The sequence below is a fragment of the Cellulomonas cellasea genome (assembly GCF_006538745.1).
In the GTDB taxonomy this organism is placed as follows: domain Bacteria; phylum Actinomycetota; class Actinomycetes; order Actinomycetales; family Cellulomonadaceae; genus Cellulomonas_A; species Cellulomonas_A cellasea.
Genome location: NZ_BJLR01000041.1, coordinates 1 through 20,468, shown reverse-complemented (window position 1 = coordinate 20,468; position 20,468 = coordinate 1). Strand labels below are relative to the sequence as shown.

Annotated in this window: 18 protein-coding genes; 8 read left to right on the top strand and 10 right to left on the bottom strand. The window is 74.9% G+C overall.

The genetic code is table 11. The features are described 5' to 3' along the window. The first annotated feature begins 235 nt into the window (after nt 1–235). On the top strand, nt 236–682 hold the full coding sequence (locus tag CCE01nite_RS19740; protein ID WP_034627858.1) for a DUF1801 domain-containing protein: 447 nt from the start codon (nt 236–238) through the stop codon (nt 680–682). Here the strand turns inward: CCE01nite_RS19740 and CCE01nite_RS19735 are convergent. From CCE01nite_RS19735 to CCE01nite_RS19725, 3 genes are read right to left on the bottom strand one after another with little or no spacing between them, the layout of a single operon-like run. Next, complete coding sequence (locus CCE01nite_RS19735) at nt 657–1,604, bottom strand: arginase family protein (RefSeq protein ID WP_246056773.1); 948 nt, start codon at nt 1,602–1,604, stop codon at nt 657–659. The two genes, CCE01nite_RS19740 and CCE01nite_RS19735, sit on opposite strands and share 26 nt — an antisense overlap. Nucleotides 1,605–1,644: 40 nt before the next feature. Further along, a complete protein-coding gene (locus tag CCE01nite_RS19730) occupies nt 1,645–2,538 on the bottom strand; it encodes an aminoglycoside phosphotransferase family protein (RefSeq protein ID WP_034627861.1) in 894 nt (297 codons plus the stop codon). Between the two features lie 7 nt (nt 2,539–2,545). After that, complete coding sequence (locus CCE01nite_RS19725; protein ID WP_034627864.1) at nt 2,546–3,250, bottom strand: NUDIX hydrolase; 705 nt, start codon at nt 3,248–3,250, stop codon at nt 2,546–2,548. 35 nt (nt 3,251–3,285) lie between these two features. Between CCE01nite_RS19725 and CCE01nite_RS19720 the strand changes: the two genes are divergently transcribed. After that, nucleotides 3,286–3,726, top strand: coding sequence for a DUF6314 family protein (locus CCE01nite_RS19720; RefSeq protein WP_034627866.1), 441 nt, complete (start codon nt 3,286–3,288; stop codon nt 3,724–3,726). 80 nt (nt 3,727–3,806) lie between these two features. Here CCE01nite_RS19720 and CCE01nite_RS19715 read toward each other — a convergent pair whose 3' ends face one another. Next, nucleotides 3,807–5,261, bottom strand: coding sequence for a GuaB1 family IMP dehydrogenase-related protein (locus CCE01nite_RS19715; protein WP_034627867.1), 1,455 nt, complete (start codon nt 5,259–5,261; stop codon nt 3,807–3,809). A 165-nt stretch (nt 5,262–5,426) separates the two neighbouring features. Between CCE01nite_RS19715 and dxs the strand changes: the two genes are divergently transcribed. The 3 genes from dxs to pflA all read left to right on the top strand — a co-directional run bounded on the left by dxs (nt 5,427) and on the right by pflA (nt 11,195). Beyond that, nucleotides 5,427–7,307, top strand: coding sequence for a 1-deoxy-D-xylulose-5-phosphate synthase (dxs, locus tag CCE01nite_RS19710; RefSeq protein ID WP_034627869.1), 1,881 nt, complete (start codon nt 5,427–5,429; stop codon nt 7,305–7,307). Between the two features lie 581 nt (nt 7,308–7,888). After that, nucleotides 7,889–10,168 carry a formate C-acetyltransferase gene (gene pflB / locus CCE01nite_RS19705; RefSeq protein ID WP_034627877.1) on the top strand — a complete coding sequence of 760 codons (2,280 nt, stop codon included), beginning with the start codon at nt 7,889–7,891 and terminating at the stop codon, nt 10,166–10,168. Between the two features lie 133 nt (nt 10,169–10,301). Continuing rightward, the gene (gene pflA / locus CCE01nite_RS19700; RefSeq protein ID WP_034627882.1) at nt 10,302–11,195 is read left to right on the top strand and encodes a pyruvate formate-lyase-activating protein; all 894 of its coding nucleotides are present in this window, start codon (nt 10,302–10,304) and stop codon (nt 11,193–11,195) included. Here pflA and CCE01nite_RS19695 read toward each other — a convergent pair. Then, nucleotides 11,182–11,772, bottom strand: coding sequence for a TIGR03086 family metal-binding protein (locus tag CCE01nite_RS19695; RefSeq protein ID WP_052103876.1), 591 nt, complete (start codon nt 11,770–11,772; stop codon nt 11,182–11,184). The genes pflA and CCE01nite_RS19695 overlap by 14 nt on opposite strands. A gap of 63 nt (nt 11,773–11,835) precedes the next feature. Between CCE01nite_RS19695 and CCE01nite_RS19690 the strand changes: the two genes are divergently transcribed. The 3 genes from CCE01nite_RS19690 to CCE01nite_RS19680 all read left to right on the top strand — a co-directional run bounded on the left by CCE01nite_RS19690 (nt 11,836) and on the right by CCE01nite_RS19680 (nt 14,077). Beyond that, nucleotides 11,836–12,579 carry an AraC family transcriptional regulator gene (locus CCE01nite_RS19690; protein ID WP_211254537.1) on the top strand — a complete coding sequence of 248 codons (744 nt, stop codon included), beginning with the start codon at nt 11,836–11,838 and terminating at the stop codon, nt 12,577–12,579. Between the two features lie 101 nt (nt 12,580–12,680). Then, entirely contained in the window at nt 12,681–13,070 is a 390-nt protein-coding gene (locus CCE01nite_RS19685) for a MerR family transcriptional regulator (protein WP_034627888.1), read from the top strand. Further along, nucleotides 13,067–14,077: an aldo/keto reductase gene (locus CCE01nite_RS19680; protein WP_034627891.1), complete on the top strand. Its 1,011-nt coding sequence runs from the start codon at nt 13,067–13,069 to the stop codon at nt 14,075–14,077. The genes CCE01nite_RS19685 and CCE01nite_RS19680 overlap by 4 nt, the downstream gene beginning before the upstream one ends. 56 nt (nt 14,078–14,133) lie before the next feature. On the opposite strand, the gene CCE01nite_RS19675 is transcribed toward CCE01nite_RS19680, so the two are convergent. The 5 genes from CCE01nite_RS19675 to CCE01nite_RS19655 all read right to left on the bottom strand — a co-directional run bounded on the left by CCE01nite_RS19675 (nt 14,134) and on the right by CCE01nite_RS19655 (nt 20,294). Beyond that, nucleotides 14,134–16,275 carry a 3-hydroxyacyl-CoA dehydrogenase NAD-binding domain-containing protein gene (locus CCE01nite_RS19675; RefSeq protein ID WP_034627895.1) on the bottom strand — a complete coding sequence of 714 codons (2,142 nt, stop codon included), beginning with the start codon at nt 16,273–16,275 and terminating at the stop codon, nt 14,134–14,136. Next, nucleotides 16,272–17,528 (bottom strand): thiolase family protein, encoded by a 1,257-nt coding sequence (locus CCE01nite_RS19670; protein ID WP_034627897.1) that lies wholly within the window; start codon nt 17,526–17,528, stop codon nt 16,272–16,274. The genes CCE01nite_RS19675 and CCE01nite_RS19670 overlap by 4 nt, the downstream gene beginning before the upstream one ends. A gap of 128 nt (nt 17,529–17,656) precedes the next feature. Further along, nucleotides 17,657–18,943 (bottom strand): HRDC domain-containing protein, encoded by a 1,287-nt coding sequence (locus CCE01nite_RS19665; protein ID WP_084142577.1) that lies wholly within the window; start codon nt 18,941–18,943, stop codon nt 17,657–17,659. A 121-nt stretch (nt 18,944–19,064) separates the two neighbouring features. Next, nucleotides 19,065–19,610: a helix-turn-helix transcriptional regulator gene (locus tag CCE01nite_RS19660; protein WP_246056772.1), complete on the bottom strand. Its 546-nt coding sequence runs from the start codon at nt 19,608–19,610 to the stop codon at nt 19,065–19,067. A 99-nt stretch (nt 19,611–19,709) separates the two neighbouring features. Then, on the bottom strand, nt 19,710–20,294 hold the full coding sequence (locus CCE01nite_RS19655; RefSeq protein ID WP_034627900.1) for a DUF3000 domain-containing protein: 585 nt from the start codon (nt 20,292–20,294) through the stop codon (nt 19,710–19,712). Nucleotides 20,295–20,468 lie beyond the last annotated feature (174 nt).

Here is a 20,468-nt window from a genome sequence, read left to right as displayed (position 1 = left end):
GCGGCCCCGCGGGTCGCACGACGCACGCCCCGGAGGGCGCTCGCACCACGTGTGCGGGCGCCCTCCGGCGTCTCCCGGTCGGCGGCGGCGGTCGGTGCCGGACCGGTCCCTCCGGACATGCGCACGGTCGTGAAGTGCGATAACGGAAACACGCGCCACAGGCCCGGCGGGCTCGCCGCGCCGCTCCGCGGCGCGGACCCTGGCCGGGGAGGGGCGGGCGCGGCACACTCGGGGCATGGCCAGCTCTGACAGCAGCAACAAGACCGTCGCGACCGACGCGGACGTGGAGGCGTTCGTCACCGGCGTCGAGGACGAGACCAGGCGCGCGGACCTGCGCACGGTCCTCGGTCTCATGCACCAGATCACGGGGGAGCCGCCCGTGATGTGGGGCAGCTCGATCGTCGGGTTCGGCACCCGGCACTACCGCTACGCGACCGGGCGCGAGGGCGACATGCCCGTGCTCGCGGCCGCCGCGCGGAAGACCGCGCTGACGATCTACCTGTGGAACGGCTTCGAGGACTACGCGGACCTGCTGGACCGGCTCGGCCCGCACAGCACCGGCAAGGGCTGCCTCTACCTCAAGCGCGTCGCGGACGTCGACGAGGAGGTCCTCACGGTCCTGCTCGGGCGGTGCTGGCAGGACGGGACGCAGGACGTCAGCGCGGCGCCAGAGCCTGCCTGAGCAGCTCGACGAGCGCGCGTGTCGTGGAGCCGTCCGCCGCGCCGTGGTCGGGGTTGTGCTCGACGAACGTCAGCCCCGCGAAGCCCGGCTCGGCGACGAGCACCGCGAGCGCTGCGGCGAGCGTGGCCGGCGTCAGGCCGCGCCCGAACGACGGGACGTCGGCTGCGGGCAGCAGGAAGAAGTCGAGGACGTCCACGTCGACGTGCACGACGAAGCGCTCCCGCCCGCCCAGCACCGCCCGGGCCGCCCCGCGTGCGCTCCCGACCGGGTCCGCGGTCACGACGTCCGCGGGCAGCCGCAGGCTCGGCACGCGGCCGTGGGTGTCCTCCTCCGCGTCGGCGTAGCCGTAGAAGCACACGTGCTCGGCGGTCAGCAGCGGGCGGCGCACCCCCAGGCCCGCGAGCTCGTCGACGGTGCCCGGCAGGTCGAGCAGGTGCGCGACCCCCATGCCGTCGAGGATCGGCTCGTCCGGGTGCTCGGTCGGGACCATGAGGTCCTGCCCGCCGTCGACGTAGACGAGCCCGACGTCGCCGAACGTGCGCACGGCGGCGTCCACGAGGGCGACGGCCAGCGTGCAGTCCCCGCCGACCACGAGCGGCAGCTCCCCGGACGCCAGGACGGCCTCGATCGCGGGGACGGCGTCCCGCAGGACCGCGACGGCGCCGTCCACGTCGTTCGGACGCCCGGGTGCCCGGGCGCTGCGCCACCGGGCCGTCGGGCGGTCGCCGTGGTCGGACACCGCGAGCCCGGCGTCCGTCAGCGCCTCGACGAGACCGGCCTCCCGGAGCGCCGCGGGCGCCTTCTCGAGCCCTGGCCCGTGCGCCGCCGCGCTGGTCGGGACCCCGAGGAGCCCCCACCGGCGGGCGGTCGCGGCGGTGGGGGTCGACGGGGTCGGGTCGCTGCCGGGCATGTCGGTGCTCACCCCGGCACCCTAGGATGCGGGTCCGACGCCGGGTCCGGGCTCAGGCAGGGTCGTCGAGCGCCCCGTGCAGCGCGTGCGCGCCGATCGCGGCGAGGTGCGCGTCGTCGTCGGACGTGACGAGCAGCGCCGTCGCCATGCACAGCGCCCAGCCGCGCGCGCGGACCCATGTCGCGTCGTCGTAGCGGCCCGTCGCGTCGAGGAGCGCGCGCAGCTCCGCCCGGGCCGGGCCGGTGAAGGTGAGCCACGCGGTCGCCAGGTCGGTCGCGGGGTCACCCGCGGTGAGGTCGCCGAAGTCGAGCACCGCCGCGAGGTCGTGCTGCGCCGTGACCAGGAGGTTGGCCGGGTGCAGGTCGCCGTGCACCCAGCTCGCGGGCCGGGCCCACGGCGGCGCCGCGACCGCTGCGGCCCACAGCGGCGTCACCTCGTCGGCCCGCGGCACGAGCCCCGTCGCGAGGCGTTCGCGGACCGCGGTGTCCCGGGTGCGCAGCGGGACGCCCCGCACGGGGTTGGCCGGAGCGCCCGCCGGCGCGGGCAGGTGCAGCGCGGCGAGGAACCGGGCGAGCGGCGCGACCACCGGCCCGCGCCGCTCGGGCGGCACCCCCGAGGCGAGCACCCCGGGGAACCACGGCACGACGCTCCACGGCCGCCCGAGCAGGTCCGACGGGACGCCGACCCGGACCGGGACAGGTGTCGCGACGTCGAGCCGGCGCGCGAGCTCGGGGAGCCACCGCTGCTCGTGCAGCACCAGCGGGACGGCCTCGGGCCGCCGCGGGACCCGGACGGCGAGGCGGTCGCCCAGCCGCAGGACGACGTTGTCCCAGCCGCTCGCCACGACCCGCAGCGGAAGGTCCGCGAGGTCGGGGTGCTGGTCGCGCAGGAGGGCGCGCACGAGGTCGACCGAGACGTCGACGTCCGCTGCCGGGCGGTCGGCCACGGCCGGCTCAGGTGGCGATCGCGACGGTCCGGGCGGCGTCCCAGGGCTGCGTCCAGCCCAGGGCGTCGAACAGCCCGTCGAGCACGTGCGCGGTGAAGCCCCACACGACGTGCCCGTCGACGAGGAACGCCGGTCCGCGGTACGTCGTCCCGCCGCGCGTGAGGGTCGACGTGCGGCGCAGCGCGGGGTCGAGCAGGTCGGCGACGGGCACGCGGAACACGTGCACCGTCTCGGCGGGGTCCGCGGCGGCGACCGCGGATGGGCGTGCCCACCACGCGAGCACCGGGGTGACGAGGTTGTTGCTGACCGCGACGGGCAGCGCGGGGAGCGACCCCAGCACCTCGACGCCGGACGGGTCGAGCCCGGTCTCCTCGCGGGCCTCCCGCAACGCCGCGCCGACCGGGCCGTCGTCGCCGGGGTCGATGCCGCCGCCCGGGAAGGAGACCTGCCCGGGGTGGTGGCCCACGGTGTCCGAGCGCCGCGTGAGCAGCACGTCGACGTCCCGCGGGACCGCCGCCGCGCGCGCGTGCGCGGGGACGCTGTCGAGCACCCCGAACAGCACCAGGACGGCCGAGCGGCGCGCCGTCGCGGGATCGAGCGTGCGGTGCCAGGGCACGCGGGGCCAGGTGTCCGTGCGGGTGCACAGCGCGGCGAGCTCGTCCCGGACGCTGCGCGGGGCGCCGTCCGGCTCGTCGACGCGGGAGGTGCTCACCGCTCGACCCTAGCCCGGTGCGGCACGATGGCCCGATGCTGCACGACACCGTCGCCTACCTGCTCGGGACCTGGCACGTGGACCGCGAGCTCGTCGACCACCGGGCCGGCGTCGCGGGCACGTTCCGCGGGACCGCGGTGTTCCGGGACCTGCCCGGCGACGCCCCCGGCGGTGCGCGGGTCGTCGAGCACGCCGAGCAGGGCGAGCTCGCGTGGGGCGGGGTCGTCGGGCCCGCGGGGCGCACGCTGCACCTGCACCCCGCAGCCGACGGCTCGGCGCGCGTGACGTTCGCGGACGGCCGGGAGTTCCACGACCTCGACCTGCGGCCCGGACGCTGGTCGGCGCACCACCCGTGCGCTGCGGACGACTACGCCGGCACCTTCACGGTGGTGTCGCCCGACGAGTGGCGCGTGCGCTGGGACGTCTCCGGCCCCACCAAGGACCACACCCTGATCACGGTGTACCGGCGCGTCTGACGACCCCGCCGGTGCCGCGGACGAGGACGGTGCCGCCGACGGCGGCGGGCCGACGCTCCTGGCCCCGGTGCGCCCGCGCGTCACCAGCTCTCGGGCAGCGGCCGTCCCTCGTCGTAGCCGGCCGCGGACTGCACGCCGACGACGGCCCGCTCGGCGAGCTCGGCGAGCGTGCGCGCCCCGACGTAGGTGCACGCCGAGCGCACGCCCGACGTGATGTGGTCGAGCAGGTCCTCGACGCCCGGGCGGTGCGGGTCGAGGTACATCCGCGAGTGCGAGATGCCCTCCTCGAACAGCGCCTTGCGGGCCCGCTCGAACGGCGACCCGTCGCGCGTGCGGGCGGCCACGGCGCGCGCCGACGCCATCCCGAAGCTCTCCTTGTACAGCCGGCCCGTGCCGTCGTCGTGCAGGTCGCCGGGCGACTCGTGCGTGCCCGCGAACCAGGAGCCGACCATGACCTGCGACGCACCGGCCGCGAGCGCGAGCGCGACGTCGCGGGGGTGCCGGACGCCGCCGTCCGCCCACACGTGCTTGCCGAGCCGGCGGGCCTCCTCGGCGCACTCGAGCACCGCGGAGAACTGCGGGCGGCCCACCGCGGTCATCATGCGCGTCGTGCACATGGCGCCCGGGCCGACGCCGACCTTGACGATGTCGGCGCCCGCGGCGACGAGGTCGCGCACCCCGGCGGCGGTCACGACGTTGCCCGCCACGACGGGCACCTGCGGGTCGAGCGCGCGCACGGCCTCGAGCGCGTCGAGCATCTTGCGCTGGTGGCCGTGCGCGGTGTCGACGACGAGCACGTCGATGCCGGCCTCGAGCAGCTCGGCGGTCTTGGCCTTGACGTCCCCGTTGATGCCGACGGCGGCCGCGACGCGCAGGCGGCCCTCGGCGTCGAGCGCCGGGGCGTAGATCGAGGAGCGCAGCGCGCCGGTGCGGGTCAGCACGCCGACGAGGCGGTCGCCGTCGACCACGGGGGAGAAGCGGCGACGGGAGGTGTGCAGCGTGTCGAACGCCGCCTCGAGCCCGCGCGCGCCGGCCTGCGTGAGCACGTCGAGCGAGACGACGGTGGGGTCGCCCGACATGACCTCGGCGACCTGGGTGAACTGGTCGACCCCCGAGCAGTCGGCGGCGGTCACGACCCCGACCGGACGGCCGTCCGCGACGACGACCGCCGCGCCGTGCGCGCGCTTGCCGATGAGCGTGAGCGCGGAGTGCACGGTGTCGTGCGGTGCGACCTCGACCGCCGACTCGACGACCGGGTGCCGCGACTTGACCGAGGCCACGATGTCCGCGACGACGTCGGTGGGCTGGTCCTGCGGGATCACGGTGAGGCCCCCGCGCCGCGCGACCGTCTCGGCCATGCGCCGGCCCGCGACCGCGGTCATGTTGGCGACGACGACCGGGACCGTCGTGCCGGTCCCGTCGCTCGAGGACAGGTCGACGTCGAACCGCGAGGTCACGTCGGACGCCGAGGGGACGAGGAAGACGTCGCCGTAGGTGAGGTCGGACGTGACGGCGTGGCCGGGCAGGAAGCGCATGCGTCCAGCGTACGGGCGGCGCCGCGGGGACCGGGCGTGACGACCCTGTGGGCGTCCTGAGGAGACGGGCCGTCCGCAGCACCCGTCCGGCACCGCGGCCGTACACTGGACAGTCGACCACGGCGTCCGCACGGAGCGGCCTCACGCCGCACGAGGGGAGTGCCTGTGGCCCTGCTGGACCGGATCAGCTCGCCGTCGGACCTGCGCCGGCTGAGCGAGCGGGAGCTCGTCGCGCTGGCGGCCGAGATCCGCGACTTCCTCGTCGCGTCGGTGTCCCGGACGGGCGGACATTTGGGGCCCAACCTCGGCGTCGTCGAGCTGTCGATCGCGCTGCACCGGGTCTTCGACTCCCCGCGCGACTCGGTCGTCTTCGACACGGGCCACCAGGCGTACGTGCACAAGCTGCTGACGGGCCGCCAGGACTTCTCCGACCTGCGCACGCGCGGCGGGATGTCCGGCTACCCGAGCCGCGCCGAGTCCCCGCACGACGTCGTCGAGAACTCCCACGCGTCGACCGCGCTGAGCTGGGCCGACGGCATCGCGAAGGCGCACGAGCTGCGCGGGCGCAGCGACCGGCACGTCGTCGCGGTCATCGGCGACGGCGCGCTCACCGGCGGCATGGCGTGGGAGGCCCTGAACAACATCGCGGCCGGCCGCGACCGCCGCCTCGTGATCGTGGTCAACGACAACGGGCGCTCGTACGCGCCGACGATCGGCGGCCTCGCGCACCACCTCGACACGCTGCGCGTCACCAACGGCTACGAAGCGGTCCTCTCGTGGGGCAAGCGCACGCTGCGCCGGTCGGGCGCGCCCGGGCGGCTGGCGTACGACGCGCTGCACGGGCTGAAGAAGGGCATCAAGGACGTCGTCGCGCCCCAGGGCATGTTCGAGGACCTCGGCCTGAAGTACGTCGGCCCGGTCGACGGGCACGACGTCGCCGCGGTCGAGCGCGCGCTCGCGCGGGCCAAGGCGTTCGGCGGGCCCGTCATCGTGCACGTCATCACGGAGAAGGGCCGCGGCTACAGCCCGGCCGAGCAGGACGTCGCCGACCGCTTCCACGCCGTCGGGCGCATCCACCCCGAGACCGGCCTGCCCGTGGCGCCGTCCCGGTTCAGCTGGACCAAGGTCTTCGCCGACGAGATGGTCCGCATCGGCCGGCGCCGGCCCGACGTCGTCGCGATCACCGCGGCGATGCTCGCCCCCGTCGGCCTGGCGCCGTTCGAGGCGGAGTTCCCCGAGCGCACGTTCGACGTCGGGATCGCCGAGCAGCACGCCGCGACGTCGGCCGCCGGCATGGCGTTCGCGGGCCTGCACCCCGTCGTCGCGGTCTACGCGACGTTCCTCAACCGGGCGTTCGACCAGGTGCTCATGGACGTCGCGCTGCACCGCGCGGGCGTGACGTTCGTGCTGGACCGCGCCGGGCTCACGGGCGAGGACGGCGCGAGCCACAACGGCATGTGGGACATGGCGATGCTGCGCGTCGTGCCGGGCCTGCGCCTGGCGGCCCCGCGCGACGAGGCGACGCTGCGCTCCGCCCTGCGCGCGGCGGTCGACGTCGACGACGCCCCGACGGTCGTGCGCTACCCGAAGACCCCCCTGGGCGACGACATCCCGGCGATCGACGCCGTCGAGGGCGTCGACGTGCTCGCGCGCCACGCCGGCCCGGGCGCCCGGGTCCTCGTCGTCGGCATCGGCTCGATGGCCACGACCGCCGTCCAGGTCGGCGAGCAGCTCGCCGCGACGGGCCTGCAGGTCACCATCGTGGACCCGCGCTGGGTCCTGCCGGTGCCGAGCGCGCTCGTCAAGGTCGTGGGCGAGCACGACCTCACGCTGTGCGTCGAGGACGGCGTCGTCGAGGGCGGCGTCGGGGCGACGCTCGCGCAGCGGGTCACGGAGGCCGGCATCCGGACCCCGGTGCTCGCGCGGGGGATCCCTGCGCAGTTCCTCGAGCACGCGAGCATCGCCCAGCTCGTCGAGGCCGTGCGCCTGCGGCCCGAGGACCTCGCGGCCGACGTGCTCGGCGCGCTCGCCGCGGCGGACGCCTGACCGCAGCCGCGGCGGCTGGTGACGCCGCGGACGCCTGACCGGGGCCGCGGCGCGCTGCTGACGCCGCCGCTGGGCCCACGACGGCTCCCGGGAGAACACGCCCGTCGTTTCCCTCATGAGCGACCCCGGCTCGTCGATGGAGGGGGTGCGCGCGGCGAGAGCCGCAGCGCCGCAGTTCAGCGGTCCACGCCGGGGTACCAGCACTCCCGGCGCGCGGACCGTCCTGGTGGTGGAGCACGCGCCCCTCGTGAGGGGTGTCCGGACGCCGACCAGGTGGCACGTCATCGACAGCCCCCAACAGGCCGGGGGCGGTTCAGGCCGCGCGTGAAGAGGACAAGCGGGCGCGGTGGGCGAGGACGAGAACGCTGCTGGACAGACCTCTGGTCACGAGACGACGGCCCCGACCTGCCACGACGCGGTCGGGGCCGTCGTCCGTCCGCCTCCGTGGCGCGGGGACCCGGGCGGGGGCCGACCGGCGCGGTGACCTGGGACACACGGAGGTGGGGCCGAAGGTCCCGAGTCATCCCATCACTTCGTGCGTAGCGTCGCAGGTAACGAGACGCACACCAAGGAGTGCCGAGATGACCACCACCGCCGTACCAGGACCCTCCACCATCGACGGACCGGAGAACGAGACCGGCCCCTGGCAGGGCTTCGTCACCGGCCCCTGGACGGACGGCGTCGACGTCCGGGACTTCATTCAGCGCAACTACACCCCGTACACGGGCGACGCGTCGTTCCTCGCCGGACCGACCGAGCGCACCACCGGGATCTGGGCCCGCCTGAGCGAGATGTTCCCCGCCGAGCGCGAGCGCGGCGTCTACGACATCGACAACACGACGCCCGGCTCGATCACGTCGCACCCGGCCGGCTACATCGACCAGGACAACGAGCTCGTCGTCGGCCTGCAGACGGACGCACCGCTCAAGCGCGCGATGATCCCCAACGGCGGCTGGCGCATGGTCGAGACGTCGCTGACGACGTACGGCTTCGACATCCCGCAGGACATCAAGCGGATCTTCACCGAGTACCGCAAGACGCACAACGCCGGCGTCTTCGACGTGTACCCGCCGAACGTCCGGGCCGCGCGCTCGAGCCACATCATCACGGGCCTGCCCGACGCGTACGGCCGCGGCCGCATCATCGGCGACTACCGCCGCGTCGCGCTCTACGGGGTCGACGGCCTGATCGCCGCGAAGAAGATCGAGCGTCACGAGCTCGACATGGAGCGCTCGGTCGAGGACGTCATCCGCGACCGCGAGGAGAACGCGGAGCAGATCCGCGCGCTCACCGAGCTCAAGGTCATGGCCGCCTCCTACGGCTACGACATCTCGCGCCCCGCCGCCACCGCCCGCGAGGCCGTGCAGTGGCTCTACTTCGCCTACCTCGGCGCGGTCAAGGAGCAGAACGGCGCCGCGATGTCGCTGGGCCGCACCTCGACGTTCCTCGACGTGTACCTCCAGCGCGACCTCGAGGCCGGCCGCATCACCGAGTCCGAGGCGCAGGAGCTGATCGACGACCTCGTCATCAAGCTCCGCATCGTGCGCTTCCTGCGCACGCCGGAGTACGACGCGCTGTTCTCGGGCGACCCGACGTGGGTCACCGAGTCGATCGGCGGCATCGGCGAGGACGGGCGCCCGCTCGTCACGAAGAACTCGTTCCGGTTCCTGCAGACCCTCTACAACCTGGGCCCGGCCCCCGAGCCGAACCTCACGGTGCTGTGGAGCAACCGCCTGCCGGCCGGGTTCAAGGCGTTCTGCGCGCAGGTCTCGATCGACACGTCCGCGATCCAGTACGAGTCCGACGAGCTCATCCGCGGCGCGTGGGGCGACGACTCCGCGATCGCCTGCTGCGTCTCCGCGATGCGGGTCGGCAAGCAGATGCAGTTCTTCGGCGCCCGCGTGAACGTCGCGAAGTCGCTGCTCTACTCGATCAACGGCGGGCGCGACGAGGTCAGCGGCAAGCAGGTCGCCCCGGTCACCGCGCCGGTCGACGGCGACGTGCTCGACTACGACGACGTCCGGGCGCGCTTCGACAGCCTGATGGACTGGCTCGCCGAGACGTACGTCGACGCGCTCAACTGCGTGCACTACATGCACGACAAGTACGCCTACGAGCGCCTGGAGATGGCGCTGCACGACCGGTCGATCCTGCGGACCATGGCGTGCGGCATCGCGGGCCTGTCGGTCGTGGCGGACTCGCTGTCGGCGATCAAGTACGCCACGGTGCGCCCGGTGCGCGACGAGACCGGCCTGGTCGTCGACTACGTCACGGAGGGCGACTTCCCGACGTACGGCAACGACGACGACCGTGCCGACGACATCGCGGTCGAGATCGTGCGCGACTTCATGGAGAAGATCCGCGCGCAGAAGACCTACCGGAGCTCGCTGCACACGCAGTCGGTGCTGACCATCACCTCGAACGTCGTCTACGGCAAGTCGACGGGCAACACCCCGGACGGCCGCCGCCTGGGCGAGCCGTTCGCCCCCGGGGCCAACCCGATGAACGGTCGCGACTCGCACGGGATGCTCGCCTCGGCGCTCTCGGTCGCCAAGCTGCCGTACTCCGAGGCGATGGACGGCATCTCCCTGACCTCGACGGTCGTGCCCTCGGGCCTCGGCCGGACCAAGGACGAGCAGGTCGCGAACCTGGTCGGCCTGCTCGACGGGTACACGGTCTCGGCCGGGTTCCACGTCAACATCAACGTCCTCAACCGCGACACGCTCGAGGACGCCATGGAGCACCCGGAGAAGTACCCGCAGCTGACCATCCGGGTCTCCGGCTACGCCGTGAACTTCGTCCGCCTGACCCGGGAGCAGCAGCTCGACGTGCTCTCGCGGACCTTCCACGGCGGACTCTGACCCCCGTACCCCCGGGGAACGGCCGTGCCGGGCGCCCGTGCGGCGCTCGGCACGGTCCGCCGGGGGCACACGGCAGCACGGCAGCACGGCAGGACCCCGCACGACACCCCCGCGACACCGACAGGAGCCGGCCATGAACGCGACAGCCGCACAGCGTGAGGCCGACGAGGTCGGTGCCCCGGTCGTCGAGCTCGGCGTGCCGCTCGTGGGCGGCTCGAACCACCGGTCGACCGCCGGGACCGCGGGGCTCGACGTGAGCGAGGCGGACCGCGTCGAGCGGTTCGCGCAGATGCGGGCCGGGGAGCTCGGCTCGCTGCACTCGTGGGAGCTCGTCACCGCGGTCGACGGCCCGGGGACGCGGCTGACCACGTTCCTGTCGGGCTGCCCGCTGCGGTGCCTCTACTGCCACAACCCCGACACCATGGAGATGCGCCGCGGCGAGCCGATCACCGCCGACGAGCTCCTGGGCCGGATCCGCCGCTACCGCCCGATCTTCGAGGTCACGGGCGGCGGGCTGACGATCTCCGGCGGCGAGCCGCTCATGCAGCCGGCGTTCGTCGCCCGCGTCCTGCGCGGCGCGAAGGAGCTCGGCATCCACACGGCGATCGACACGTCCGGGTACCTCGGGGCCCACTGCACCGACGCGATGCTCGACGACCTCGACCTCGTGCTGCTCGACGTGAAGTCGGGCGACGAGGAGACGTACAAGCGGGTCACGGGCCGCGAGCTGGCCCCGACGCTCGACTTCGGCTGCCGCCTGGCCGCCCGCGGCACCGAGATCTGGGTCCGGTTCGTGCTCGTTCCCGGTCTGACCGACGACGTCGAGAACGTCGAGAGGGTCGCCGCGTACGTCGCGAGCCTCTCGACGGTCACCCGCGTCGAGGTCCTGCCCTTCCACCAGATGGGCCGCGACAAGTGGGACGCCCTGGGGATGCGCTACGAGCTCGACGAGACCCCGGCGCCGTCGCCCGAGCTGGTCGCCCGCGTGCGCGAGCAGTTCCGCGCCCAGGGCCTCACGACGTACTGACCGCCGCGGGGATCCACGCCGGGTCGCGACCGGTGAGGGCGAGCGTGCGGTCGAGGACCGAGGCCGATGCCGGGACGGTCCGCTCGGGGCCGTACACGCCCATCTCGCGCCCGGTCTGCGCGCTGTAGGCCACCTCGCCGTGCAGGTACGTCAGGACGTCGTCGTCCCAGTCCACCCGGTGCCCGGTCGCGCGCGCGAGGTCCCACCCGTGCACGACGAGCTCACCCACGAGCATCCCGCCCACGACGCCCGCCGGGAGCGTGTAGCCGTCGAGCGCGGTGTCGCCCTCCCACGCGTCCGGGCGGCTCCACGCGTCGACGGCCCGGCGGACGCGCGCAACGAGCTCGTCCGCCCAGCCGCCCGGCGGCAGGTCGGCCACGGTCGCGGACGCGGCCGGTGCGGCCGCCTTGCGCCCGGCCGCCTCCAGGGCCGGCGCCCAGAGCAGCAGGTGCTCGACGAGGGCGCGCACGTCCCACGCGCTGCACGGCGTCGGAGCGCCGAGCCGGTCGGCTGGGACGGTCGGGACGAGCCGCAGCAGCGGCTCCGCGGCGCGGGCGAGGAGATCGGGGTTCGACATGACCCCAGCCCACCAGGTCGCGTGCCGTGCCGTCTTGAACGAATGCGACCTACGCTCGACGCCGTGACCAGGGACGCGCGCGAGGTCGGCGGTGCGTGGCGGACGCACCAGCGGCACGAGCTCCCGCCCGTGCCGGCGGACCTCGCGCCGTGGGTCGAGCGCTTCTGGGCCGTCACCTGGGACTACGCCGAGCCGTACCGGCAGCTCGTGGTCCCCACCCCGAACGTGCACCTCACGTTCCGGTCCGGGCGAGCGACCGTCACGGGCATCGCGACCACGCACCAGCACCGGACCCTGGAGGGCCGCGGCTCGGTGCTCGGCGTCGCGTTCCGGCCCGGCTGGTTCCGGCCGCTGCTCGGCCGCGCGGTCTCGACCCTCACGGACACCACGGTCGACGCGGCCGACGTCCTGCACCGGGACGTCCCCGACGTGCGGCACGCCGACGCGCTGGCGGGGTTCCTGCGGTCGGTCCTGCCGGCGCCCGACCCGCGCTCGGCCCTCGCCGCCGACGCGGTGGCGGCCGTCGCGACCGATCCCGGGCTGACGACCGTCCGCGACCTCGCCGCGCACCTGTCGCTCAGCACGCGGCACGTGCAGCGCCTGTTCGCCGAGTACGTCGGCGCCGGGCCCAAGTGGGTCATCCGCCTGCACCGGCTCCGCGAGGTCACCGAGCGCCTCGACGCCGGCGCGCAGGTGCGGTGGGCCGCGCTCGCCGACGAGCTCGGGTACGCGGACCAGGCGCACCTGACCCGGGACTTCCGCGCGATGTTCGGCGAGAGCCCGACGCGGTACGCCCAGCGGTACTGAGCCCCGCAGGCCGGGTGCTGCGCGCACCATCCGGGCCGGCGGGAGCGGCTGCGTACGAGTTCCTTGACTTCGAGTGCGCTCGAACTCCTAGCGTGACGGCCATGACGAACCGACTCGCGATCGGCGAGGTGGCCGAGAAGACCGGGGTCACGACGCACACGCTCCGCTACTACGAGCGCATCGGCCTGCTGGCGCCCGTCGCGCGCTCGGCGGGCGGGCGGCGCGCCTACGACGACGGGGACGTCGGCTGGGTGCAGCTGCTCACGCTGCTGCGCGCCACCGGCATGGGCATCCGCGACATGCTCGCGTTCGCCGAGCTCACCCGCGCGGGCGAGCACACCATCCCCGACCGCATCGAGGTGCTCCAGCGGCACCGCGACGTGCTCGACGCGCTCCTGCGCCGCCACACCGAGCACCTGCAGCTCATCGACAACAAGCTCACCTACTACCGCGGCGTCACCGGCGCCGCGCCCGAGAGGACCCGCTCATGAGGACCCTGGAGATCGGCCGCACCGGCGAGAAGGTCAGCGAGCTGGCGCTCGGCGCGATGCTGTTCGGCACCACGACCGACGAGGCCACCGCGCAGCGCATGCTCGACCACTTCCTGGCCGCCGGCGGCACGCACGTCGACACCGCCAACTGCTACTCGTGGTGGAGCGGGCCGCAGTACACCGGCGACGAGAGCGAGGAGGTGCTCGGGCGCTGGTTCGCCCGCACCGGCCGCCGCGACGACGTGTTCCTCGCCACGAAGGGGAGCGCCCGCATCCGCGACCTCGACGGCGTGTGGCGCGACGGGAGCGACGAGCCCGACAGCGCGCTCGCGCAGTCGCGCTACGAGGGCGCCGGCGCGCAGACGCTGCGGGACGCGCTCGAGGGCAGCCTGCGCCGGCTGCAGACCGACCACGTCGAGCTGTACTACGTGCACGTCGACGACCGCTCGACCCCGCTCGAGGAGACCCTCGAGGTCCTGCACTCCTTCGTCGTCGAGGGCAAGGTCCGCCACCTCGGCTGGTCCAACGTGCGCGCGTGGCGGCTCGAGCGGGTCCGGGCGACCGCCGCCGCGAACGGCTGGACGGTCCCGGTCGCGCTGCAGCAGCAGCACACCTACCTGCACCGGACCGCGGGCCTGGACCACGCGTCGATCGTCGACGACGAGCAGCTCGACTACCTGCGCGCGAACGACGACGTGACCCTGTTCGCGTACACCCCGACGCTGCGCGGCTCGTACGACGACGACGCGAAGTGGGCGACGAACTGGCAGCACCGGTTCTTCGACGCGCCCGCGAACGCCGCCCGCCGGGCGCTCGTGCACGAGCTCGCCGCGGAGGTCGGCTGCACGCCGAACCAGCTCGTGCTCGCGTGGATCCTCGCGCAGCGCGCGCCGCGGATGTCGGCGATCACGGGCGTGCGGACGTGGGAGCAGTACGAGCAGAACATCCGCGCCGCGGACGTCGAGCTGCCCGCCGACGTGCTCGAGCGGCTCGACGCGCAGCCCTGACCGGACGGTGCGGGGGTGGGTGGCGGGGCACGCCACCCACCCCCGCACGTCGGGCGTCAGACCTGCGCCGCCACCTGCGCGGGCACGTCCGCGCGGCCGGGCGGCAGGAACCGGCGCCCTGCGGCCCGCTCGGACCAGCCCGTGCGGTCGAGGTAGGGCGTGATGCCGCCGAGGTGGAACGGCCAGCCCGCACCGAGCACCATGCACAGGTCGATCTGCTCGGGCGTGGCCACGACGCCCTCGTCGAGCATGAGCCCGATCTCCTGGGCGAGGCCCGCGAGCACCGCGTCGCGCACGCCCTGCTCGTCGAGCGCACCCGCGGCGCCGACGGCCGGGAAGGCGTCCTGGATCGCGGGGTCGACCGCGTGCTCGCTCCCGCGGCCGTCGGGCTCGGGCACCACACGGCGCCCGGCCTCGGCGAGCCGCGAGAGCCCGGGGGACAGCGGGTAGCGGTCGCCCAGGTCGGCGTGCAGCGACTCGAGCACGTGCAGCGCGACGGGCAGCCCGACGAGCTGGATGAGCGCGAACGGCCCCATGGGCAGCCCGAGCGGACGCAGCGCGACGTCGGCGACCTGCACCGGCGTGCCGCCCTCGACCGCCCCGGCGACCTCCGCGAGCATCCGTAGCAGCAGCCGGTTGACCACGAAGCCCGGACGGTCCGCGACGCCGACGGCGGTCTTGCCGAGGCCCTTGGCCAGCGCGAACGCGGTCGCCACCGCCTGGTCGGTCGAGGCGCCCGTCCGGACGACCTCGATGAGCGGCATCTGCGCGACGGGGTTGAAGAAGTGGATCCCCACGACCCGCTCGGGGTGGCGCAGGTGCGCCGACATCTCGGTCACTGACAGCGCCGAGGTGTTCGTCGCGAGCACCGCGTCGTCCGCGATGATGTCCTCGAGCTCGGCGAACACGCGCTGCTTCAGGCTCATCACCTCGGTGACCGCCTCGATCACGAGGTCGGCGCCGGCGAGCGTCGCCAGGTCCGTGCTGACCGAGATCGACGCGAGCACCCGGTTGGCCTCGTCGGCCGTGATGCGGCCCTTGGCGGCCTGGCCCTCGACGAGCCGGCGGATCCCCGCGAGCCCGGCCTCGACGCGCTCGTCGGACACCTCGCGCATGACCACGGGCACACGCAGGCGGCGCGCCACGAGCACCGCGAGCTGCCCGGCCATGAGCCCGGCGCCGACGATGCCGACCGACCGCACGGGGCGTGCGAGCTCGGGCGCCGGGGCACCCTCGGGCTTGCGGGCGCGCCGGGTCGTCAGGTCGAACGCGTAGAGACCGGCGCGGAGCTCGTCGGACATGATGAGCTCGGCGAGCGCGTCGTCCTCGGCCGTGAACGCCTGGTCCCGATCGGCGGTGCGGGCTGCCGCGACGAGGTCGAGCGCGCGGTACGGGGACTGCTTGGCGCCGTGCAGGCGCGCGTCGAGCTGGGCGCGGGCGCCGGCCACGACCGCGTCCCACTCCTCCTGGCTCTCGATCTCGCGCCGCTCCGGCACGACGCGGCCCGCGAGCACGTCGGCGGTCCAGGACAGCGACTGCTCGAGGAAGTCGGCCGCGTCGAACAGCGCGTCGGCCACGCCCAGCTCGAGCGCCTCCGCCGCCTTCGTCATGCGGTTGTTCGCGAGCGGGCGCGTGACGATGAGCTCGAGCGCACGCCGGACCCCGACGAGGTGCGGCAGGTGGTAGCAGCCGCCCCAGCCGGGGACCAGCCCGAGGAACACCTCGGGCAGCGCGAGCGCCGTCACGTCGGACGCGACGGTCCGGTAGGTGCACGCGAGCGCGACCTCGAGCCCGCCGCCGAGCGCCGCGCCGTTGACGTAGGCGAACGTCGGCACGCCCATCTCGCCGAGCAGCCGGTACGTCGCGTGACCGAGCTCGGCGATCATCCGCGCGTCGGCGGGGTCGCTCAGCGTCGAGACGAGCGTGAGGTCGGCGCCGGCGGCGAGGTAGTACGGCTCGCCGGTCACGGCCACCGCGACGATGTCGCCCGCCGCGGCGCGCGCCTGCTGGGTGCGCAGCGCGGCCTGGAGCTCGGTGAGCCCGCCCGGGCCGAGCGTCGTCGGCTTCGTGTGGTCGAAGCCGTTGTCGAGCGTGACGAGCGCGAGCGTGCCGGCACCGCGGGGGAGCGTCACGTCGCGGACGAGCGCGTGCGTCACGCGCTCGGAGCGGAGGGCGTTCTCGGTCGTGGGGGTGCTCATCGGGCGCTCCCGGAGGTCGTCGTGGCGGCGGGACGCACCCCGTCGTACTCGGGGTGGTGCGGGTTCTCCCAGATCACGGTGCCGCCCTGGCCGAGGCCGACGCACATCGTCGTGAGGCCGTAGCGGACGTCGGGCTGCTCGGCGAACTGGCGGGCGAGCTGGGTCATGAGGCGCACGCCCGACGACGCGAGCGGGTGGCCGACGGCGATCGCGCCGCCGTACGGGTTGACGCGCGGGTCGTCGTCGGCGATCCCGAACGCGTCGAGGAACGCGAGCACCTGGACCGCGAAGGCCTCGTTGACCTCGAACAGCCCGATGTCGTCGATCGTCAGGCCGGCCCGGGCGAGCGCGCGCTGCGTCGCGGGGACCGGGCCGATGCCCATGACCGCCGGGTCGACGCCCGCGTAGGCGAACGAGACCATCCGCATGCGGGCCGCGAGCCCGAGCTCCTCGGCGGTGTCCTCGGCTGCGAGCAGGCACGAGGCGGCGCCGTCGGTCAGCGGTGCGGACGTCGCCGCGGTCACCCGTCCACCGGCGCGGAACGGGGTCTTGAGGTCGCGGACGTCCTCGAGCCGGGTCCCGGGACGGGGCGGCTCGTCGGCCGTGGCGAGGCCCCAGCCGCGCTCGGGGTCCCGCGTCGCCACGTAGACGAGGTCCGGGTCGATCTGGCCCGCGGCGAGCGCAGCGGCGTACTTCTCCTGGCTCGCGACGCCGTACGCGTCGGCGCGCTCGCGGGTCAGCTCGGGGAAGCGGTCGTGCAGGTTCTCGGCGGTGTTGCCCATGTTGAGCGCGTCGGCGGCGACGAGCCGCTCGGCGACGAAGCGCGGGTTGGGGTCGGCGTCGAAGCCCATCGGGTGCCGGCCCATGTGCTCGACGCCCCCGGCGAGCGCGACGTCGAGCCCGCCGACGCCGATGCCCGACGCGACGGTCGTGACGGCGGTCATCGCGCCGGCGCACATGCGGTCGATCGCGTAGCCGGGGACGGTCTCCGGGAGCCCGGACAGCACCCCGACCGTGCGGCCGAGCGTCAGGCCCTGGTCGCCGCTCTGCGTCGTGGCCGCGACGGCGACCTCGTCGATGCGCTCGGGCGGCAGCTCGGGGTGGCGGCGCAGGAGCTCCCGGACCGTCTTGACGGCGAGGTCGTCGGCGCGGGTGTGCGCGTAGAGGCCGTCGGGGCGGGCGCGGCCGAACGGCGTGCGCACACCCTCGACGAAGACGACGGGACGGACGGACCGGGCGGATGCGCGCGGCATCGGACCTCCAGGCGGGACGACGGTGTCCTGCCGACCCAGGCGGGCCGGCGAGGGCCGACGTTACCGGGACGTCCGTCCCGCGTCAGCCAAGTTACCGAACAGTAACATCGCGTCCCCGCCGCGGGAGGTCAGGCGGTGGCTGTCGCGAACGCCGCCGCGAGCCGCGGGACCGCGAGGTCGACCTGCCACTCGCGCGCGCCGCCGGAGCGCAGGGCGTCGGCGACCGCCGCCGCGTCGAGCGTCGGGGGCGGCGACCAGCACAGGCGGCGCAGCAGGTCCGGCTGCAGCAGGTTCTCCGCGGGGACGTCGACCTCGGCCGAGAGCGCCGTCATCACGTCGCGCGCCGCGGTGAGGCGGGCGGCGGCCGCGGGGTCCCGGTCGGCCCACGCGCGCGGCGGCGGGGGTGCGTCGCTCTTGGGACCGCGCACCGAGGGCAGCTCGGACTCCGGCAGCGCCAGGGCCTCGTCGATCGCGTGCTGCCACAGCGCGGCGCGCCGCCGGGTGCCCTTGCCCGAGAACGACGGCAGCGCGACGAGCTGCGGGACCGACCGGGGGAGCGCCTGCGCTGCTGCGACGATCGCGTGGTCGGGCAGCACCCGGCCGGGGGAGATGTCGCGCTGGCGCGCGTTGTCGTCGCGGGTGGTCCACAGCGAGCGGACGACGGCCAGCCGCCGGGCGTCGCGCACCGCGTGCAGGCCCGAGACGCGGCGCCACGGCTCGACGCGCGGCGGCGGCGGGGGAGCGAGGCGCACGGCCTCGAACTCCTGCGCGGCCCACTCGGCCTTGCCCGCGACGGCCAGCCGCTCGGCGAGGACCGCCCGCAGCTCGACGAGCACCTCGACGTCGAGCGCCGCGTACCTCAGCCACTCGCCCGGCAGCGGGCGCGTCGACCAGTCGACCGCCGAGTGCTCCTTCGCCAGGCCCAGCCCGAGCAGCTCCGCCACGACGGCCGCCAGGCCGACGCGCTCGAGGCCGAGCAGGCGGGCACCGAGCTCGGTGTCGAAGTTGCGGGTCGGGGTCATGCCCTGCTCGGCGAGCCCCGGCAGGTCCTGCGAGGCGGCGTGCAGCACCCACTCGACGCCGACGAGCGCGCGGGACAGCGACGACAGGTCCGGCAGCGCGATCGGGTCGATGAGCGCGGTGCCCGCACCCTCGCGGCGCACCTGCACGAGGTACGTCCGCTGGCCGTAGCGGTACCCGGAGGCCCGCTCGGCGTCGACCGCGACCGGCCCGGTGCCGGCCTCGAAGAGCGCCACGACGCGCGCGAGCTCCTCCGGGGTCTCGACGACCGGGGGGACGCCCTCGCGGGGTTCGGTGAGTGCGACGACGACCGGTGCCTCGGGCACGGCCACGTCGACGGCGTCGTCGGCGGGGACCTGAACCACAGGGTCGCCGGACGGTCGATCGGGAAGCATGACCTCCACCGTAGGGGTTCGGCGGCCCGCCGCCGCGCTGGCGCGCGCAGCCGGACGGGGCCGAGGTGGTGTGGGGTCGCTCACGGCACCGCCGCGGGGGCGGGCGCGTGCGGGCGTGCTCTCAGTCGAGCAGGCCCGTGCGGATTGAGATCGCGACGAGCGCGGCACGGTCGCCCGTGCCGAGCTTGCGGGAGATGCGCGCGAGGTGGCTCTTGACCGTCAGGGCCGACAGGCCGAGCAGCTCGCCGATCCGCCGGTTGCTGCACCCGTCCGCGACGAGCTTGAGCACGCCGAGCTCGCGCGCGGTCAGCTCGGGGCGGTCGCGCACGAAGGTCGAGGGCGGCGGGACCTGGCTCAGCGTCGTGTGCGCCTCGGACGCGACGGCGCCGCGCAGGCCTCCCGCGAGGAGGCCGACGAGCTCACGCCTGCTCGCTCGCCGCGCCAGCAGGATGACCCGGCCGGACCCGCGCCGGCGCAGGTTGCGCACGAGCACCTGCCCGTCCCCGTCGGCGAGGTCGGACACGACCACGCACATCTGGCCGATGGCGCGCCGCTGGGCGGGCGCGCCGGCAGCGCGGTCGGCGCTGACGAGGGGTGCGCGCTCTCCGGCACGCGGCTGCACACCCCGCAGGGTGGGCGCGGTGCGGCGCAACGGCTCGATGCTCACGTAGGTCTCCCCGGGGATGTTTCCGGCACGTACAAGACCATCGGCCGCACCATCCCCGACCTTGAGCGGTTCTGCGGGGCTACTTGTTCCGGCGCGGCGTCATCGACGCCTCGGGAGCGGGACGACGCCCGCAGGGAGTGGCGGGAGACCCGCGGTCGTGCACAGCAGCGTGCCCCATGCGCGCAGGTGCGGACCGAGGTCCTCGTCCCGGGCCGTCCAGCTCGCGCGCACCTCGAGCTCGACCTGCTCGGGCCGCTCGTCGAGCGCCCCGAAACTCTGCGACAGCACGCGGGTCACGGTCCCGCCGGCGGCGTGGGCGTCGAGCCCGGCGCTCGCGAGCGCGTCCGCGAACCAGCTCCAGGCGACCTCCGCGAGCATCGGGTCGGCGCCGACCTCGGGCTCGAGCGTCGCGCGCACGAGGGTCACGAGGCGGAACGTCCCGTGCCACGCCTCCTGGCCCTCGGGGTCGTGCAGCACCACGAAGCGCCCGGAGGCCAGCTCCACCGCGTCGGGGTCGCGCCGGCTCGCGCGCACCTCGGCCGTGAGGGCCGCCGTCCAGGGCGCGATGCGCGCCGGACCGGGCACCTCCTCGAGGCGGATCTCGGGGCGCAGCTGCACGTCACGGAGCGATCGCAGTGCGCGCAGGAACTCCGGTGGAGCGGGCCCTGAACCGGCTGGTGTCACGCGAGCGAGACTACGTGCGGGGGTCCGGTCTTGCCCTGCGGCACGCCGCGTCGCGCGTGTCGCTGCGCCACTAGGCTGACCGGCGCATCAGCACAAACCGGCCCGCCCGTTCGGAGTGCAGCTCCCGGCCCGGGCGTCCCCCGACGAAGGAGTACCGCGCGTATGTCCGTAGAA

What these genes read in the sequence shown, in the direction of transcription:
- CCE01nite_RS19675 (WP_034627895.1), bottom strand. Translation starts at nt 16,275, where the DNA reads ATGAGCACCCCCACGACCGAGAACGCCCTCCGCTCCGAGCGCGTGACG.
- CCE01nite_RS19685 (WP_034627888.1), top strand. Translation starts at nt 12,681, where the DNA reads ATGACGAACCGACTCGCGATCGGCGAGGTGGCCGAGAAGACCGGGGTC.
- pflB (WP_034627877.1), top strand. Translation starts at nt 7,889, where the DNA reads ATGACCACCACCGCCGTACCAGGACCCTCCACCATCGACGGACCGGAG.
- CCE01nite_RS19740 (WP_034627858.1), top strand. Translation starts at nt 236, where the DNA reads ATGGCCAGCTCTGACAGCAGCAACAAGACCGTCGCGACCGACGCGGAC.
- CCE01nite_RS19715 (WP_034627867.1), bottom strand. Translation starts at nt 5,261, where the DNA reads ATGCGCTTCCTGCCCGGCCACGCCGTCACGTCCGACCTCACCTACGGC.
- CCE01nite_RS19720 (WP_034627866.1), top strand. Translation starts at nt 3,286, where the DNA reads ATGCTGCACGACACCGTCGCCTACCTGCTCGGGACCTGGCACGTGGAC.
- CCE01nite_RS19680 (WP_034627891.1), top strand. Translation starts at nt 13,067, where the DNA reads ATGAGGACCCTGGAGATCGGCCGCACCGGCGAGAAGGTCAGCGAGCTG.
- CCE01nite_RS19670 (WP_034627897.1), bottom strand. Translation starts at nt 17,528, where the DNA reads ATGCCGCGCGCATCCGCCCGGTCCGTCCGTCCCGTCGTCTTCGTCGAG.
- pflA (WP_034627882.1), top strand. Translation starts at nt 10,302, where the DNA reads ATGAACGCGACAGCCGCACAGCGTGAGGCCGACGAGGTCGGTGCCCCG.
- CCE01nite_RS19695 (WP_052103876.1), bottom strand. Translation starts at nt 11,772, where the DNA reads ATGTCGAACCCCGATCTCCTCGCCCGCGCCGCGGAGCCGCTGCTGCGG.
- CCE01nite_RS19665 (WP_084142577.1), bottom strand. Translation starts at nt 18,943, where the DNA reads ATGCTTCCCGATCGACCGTCCGGCGACCCTGTGGTTCAGGTCCCCGCC.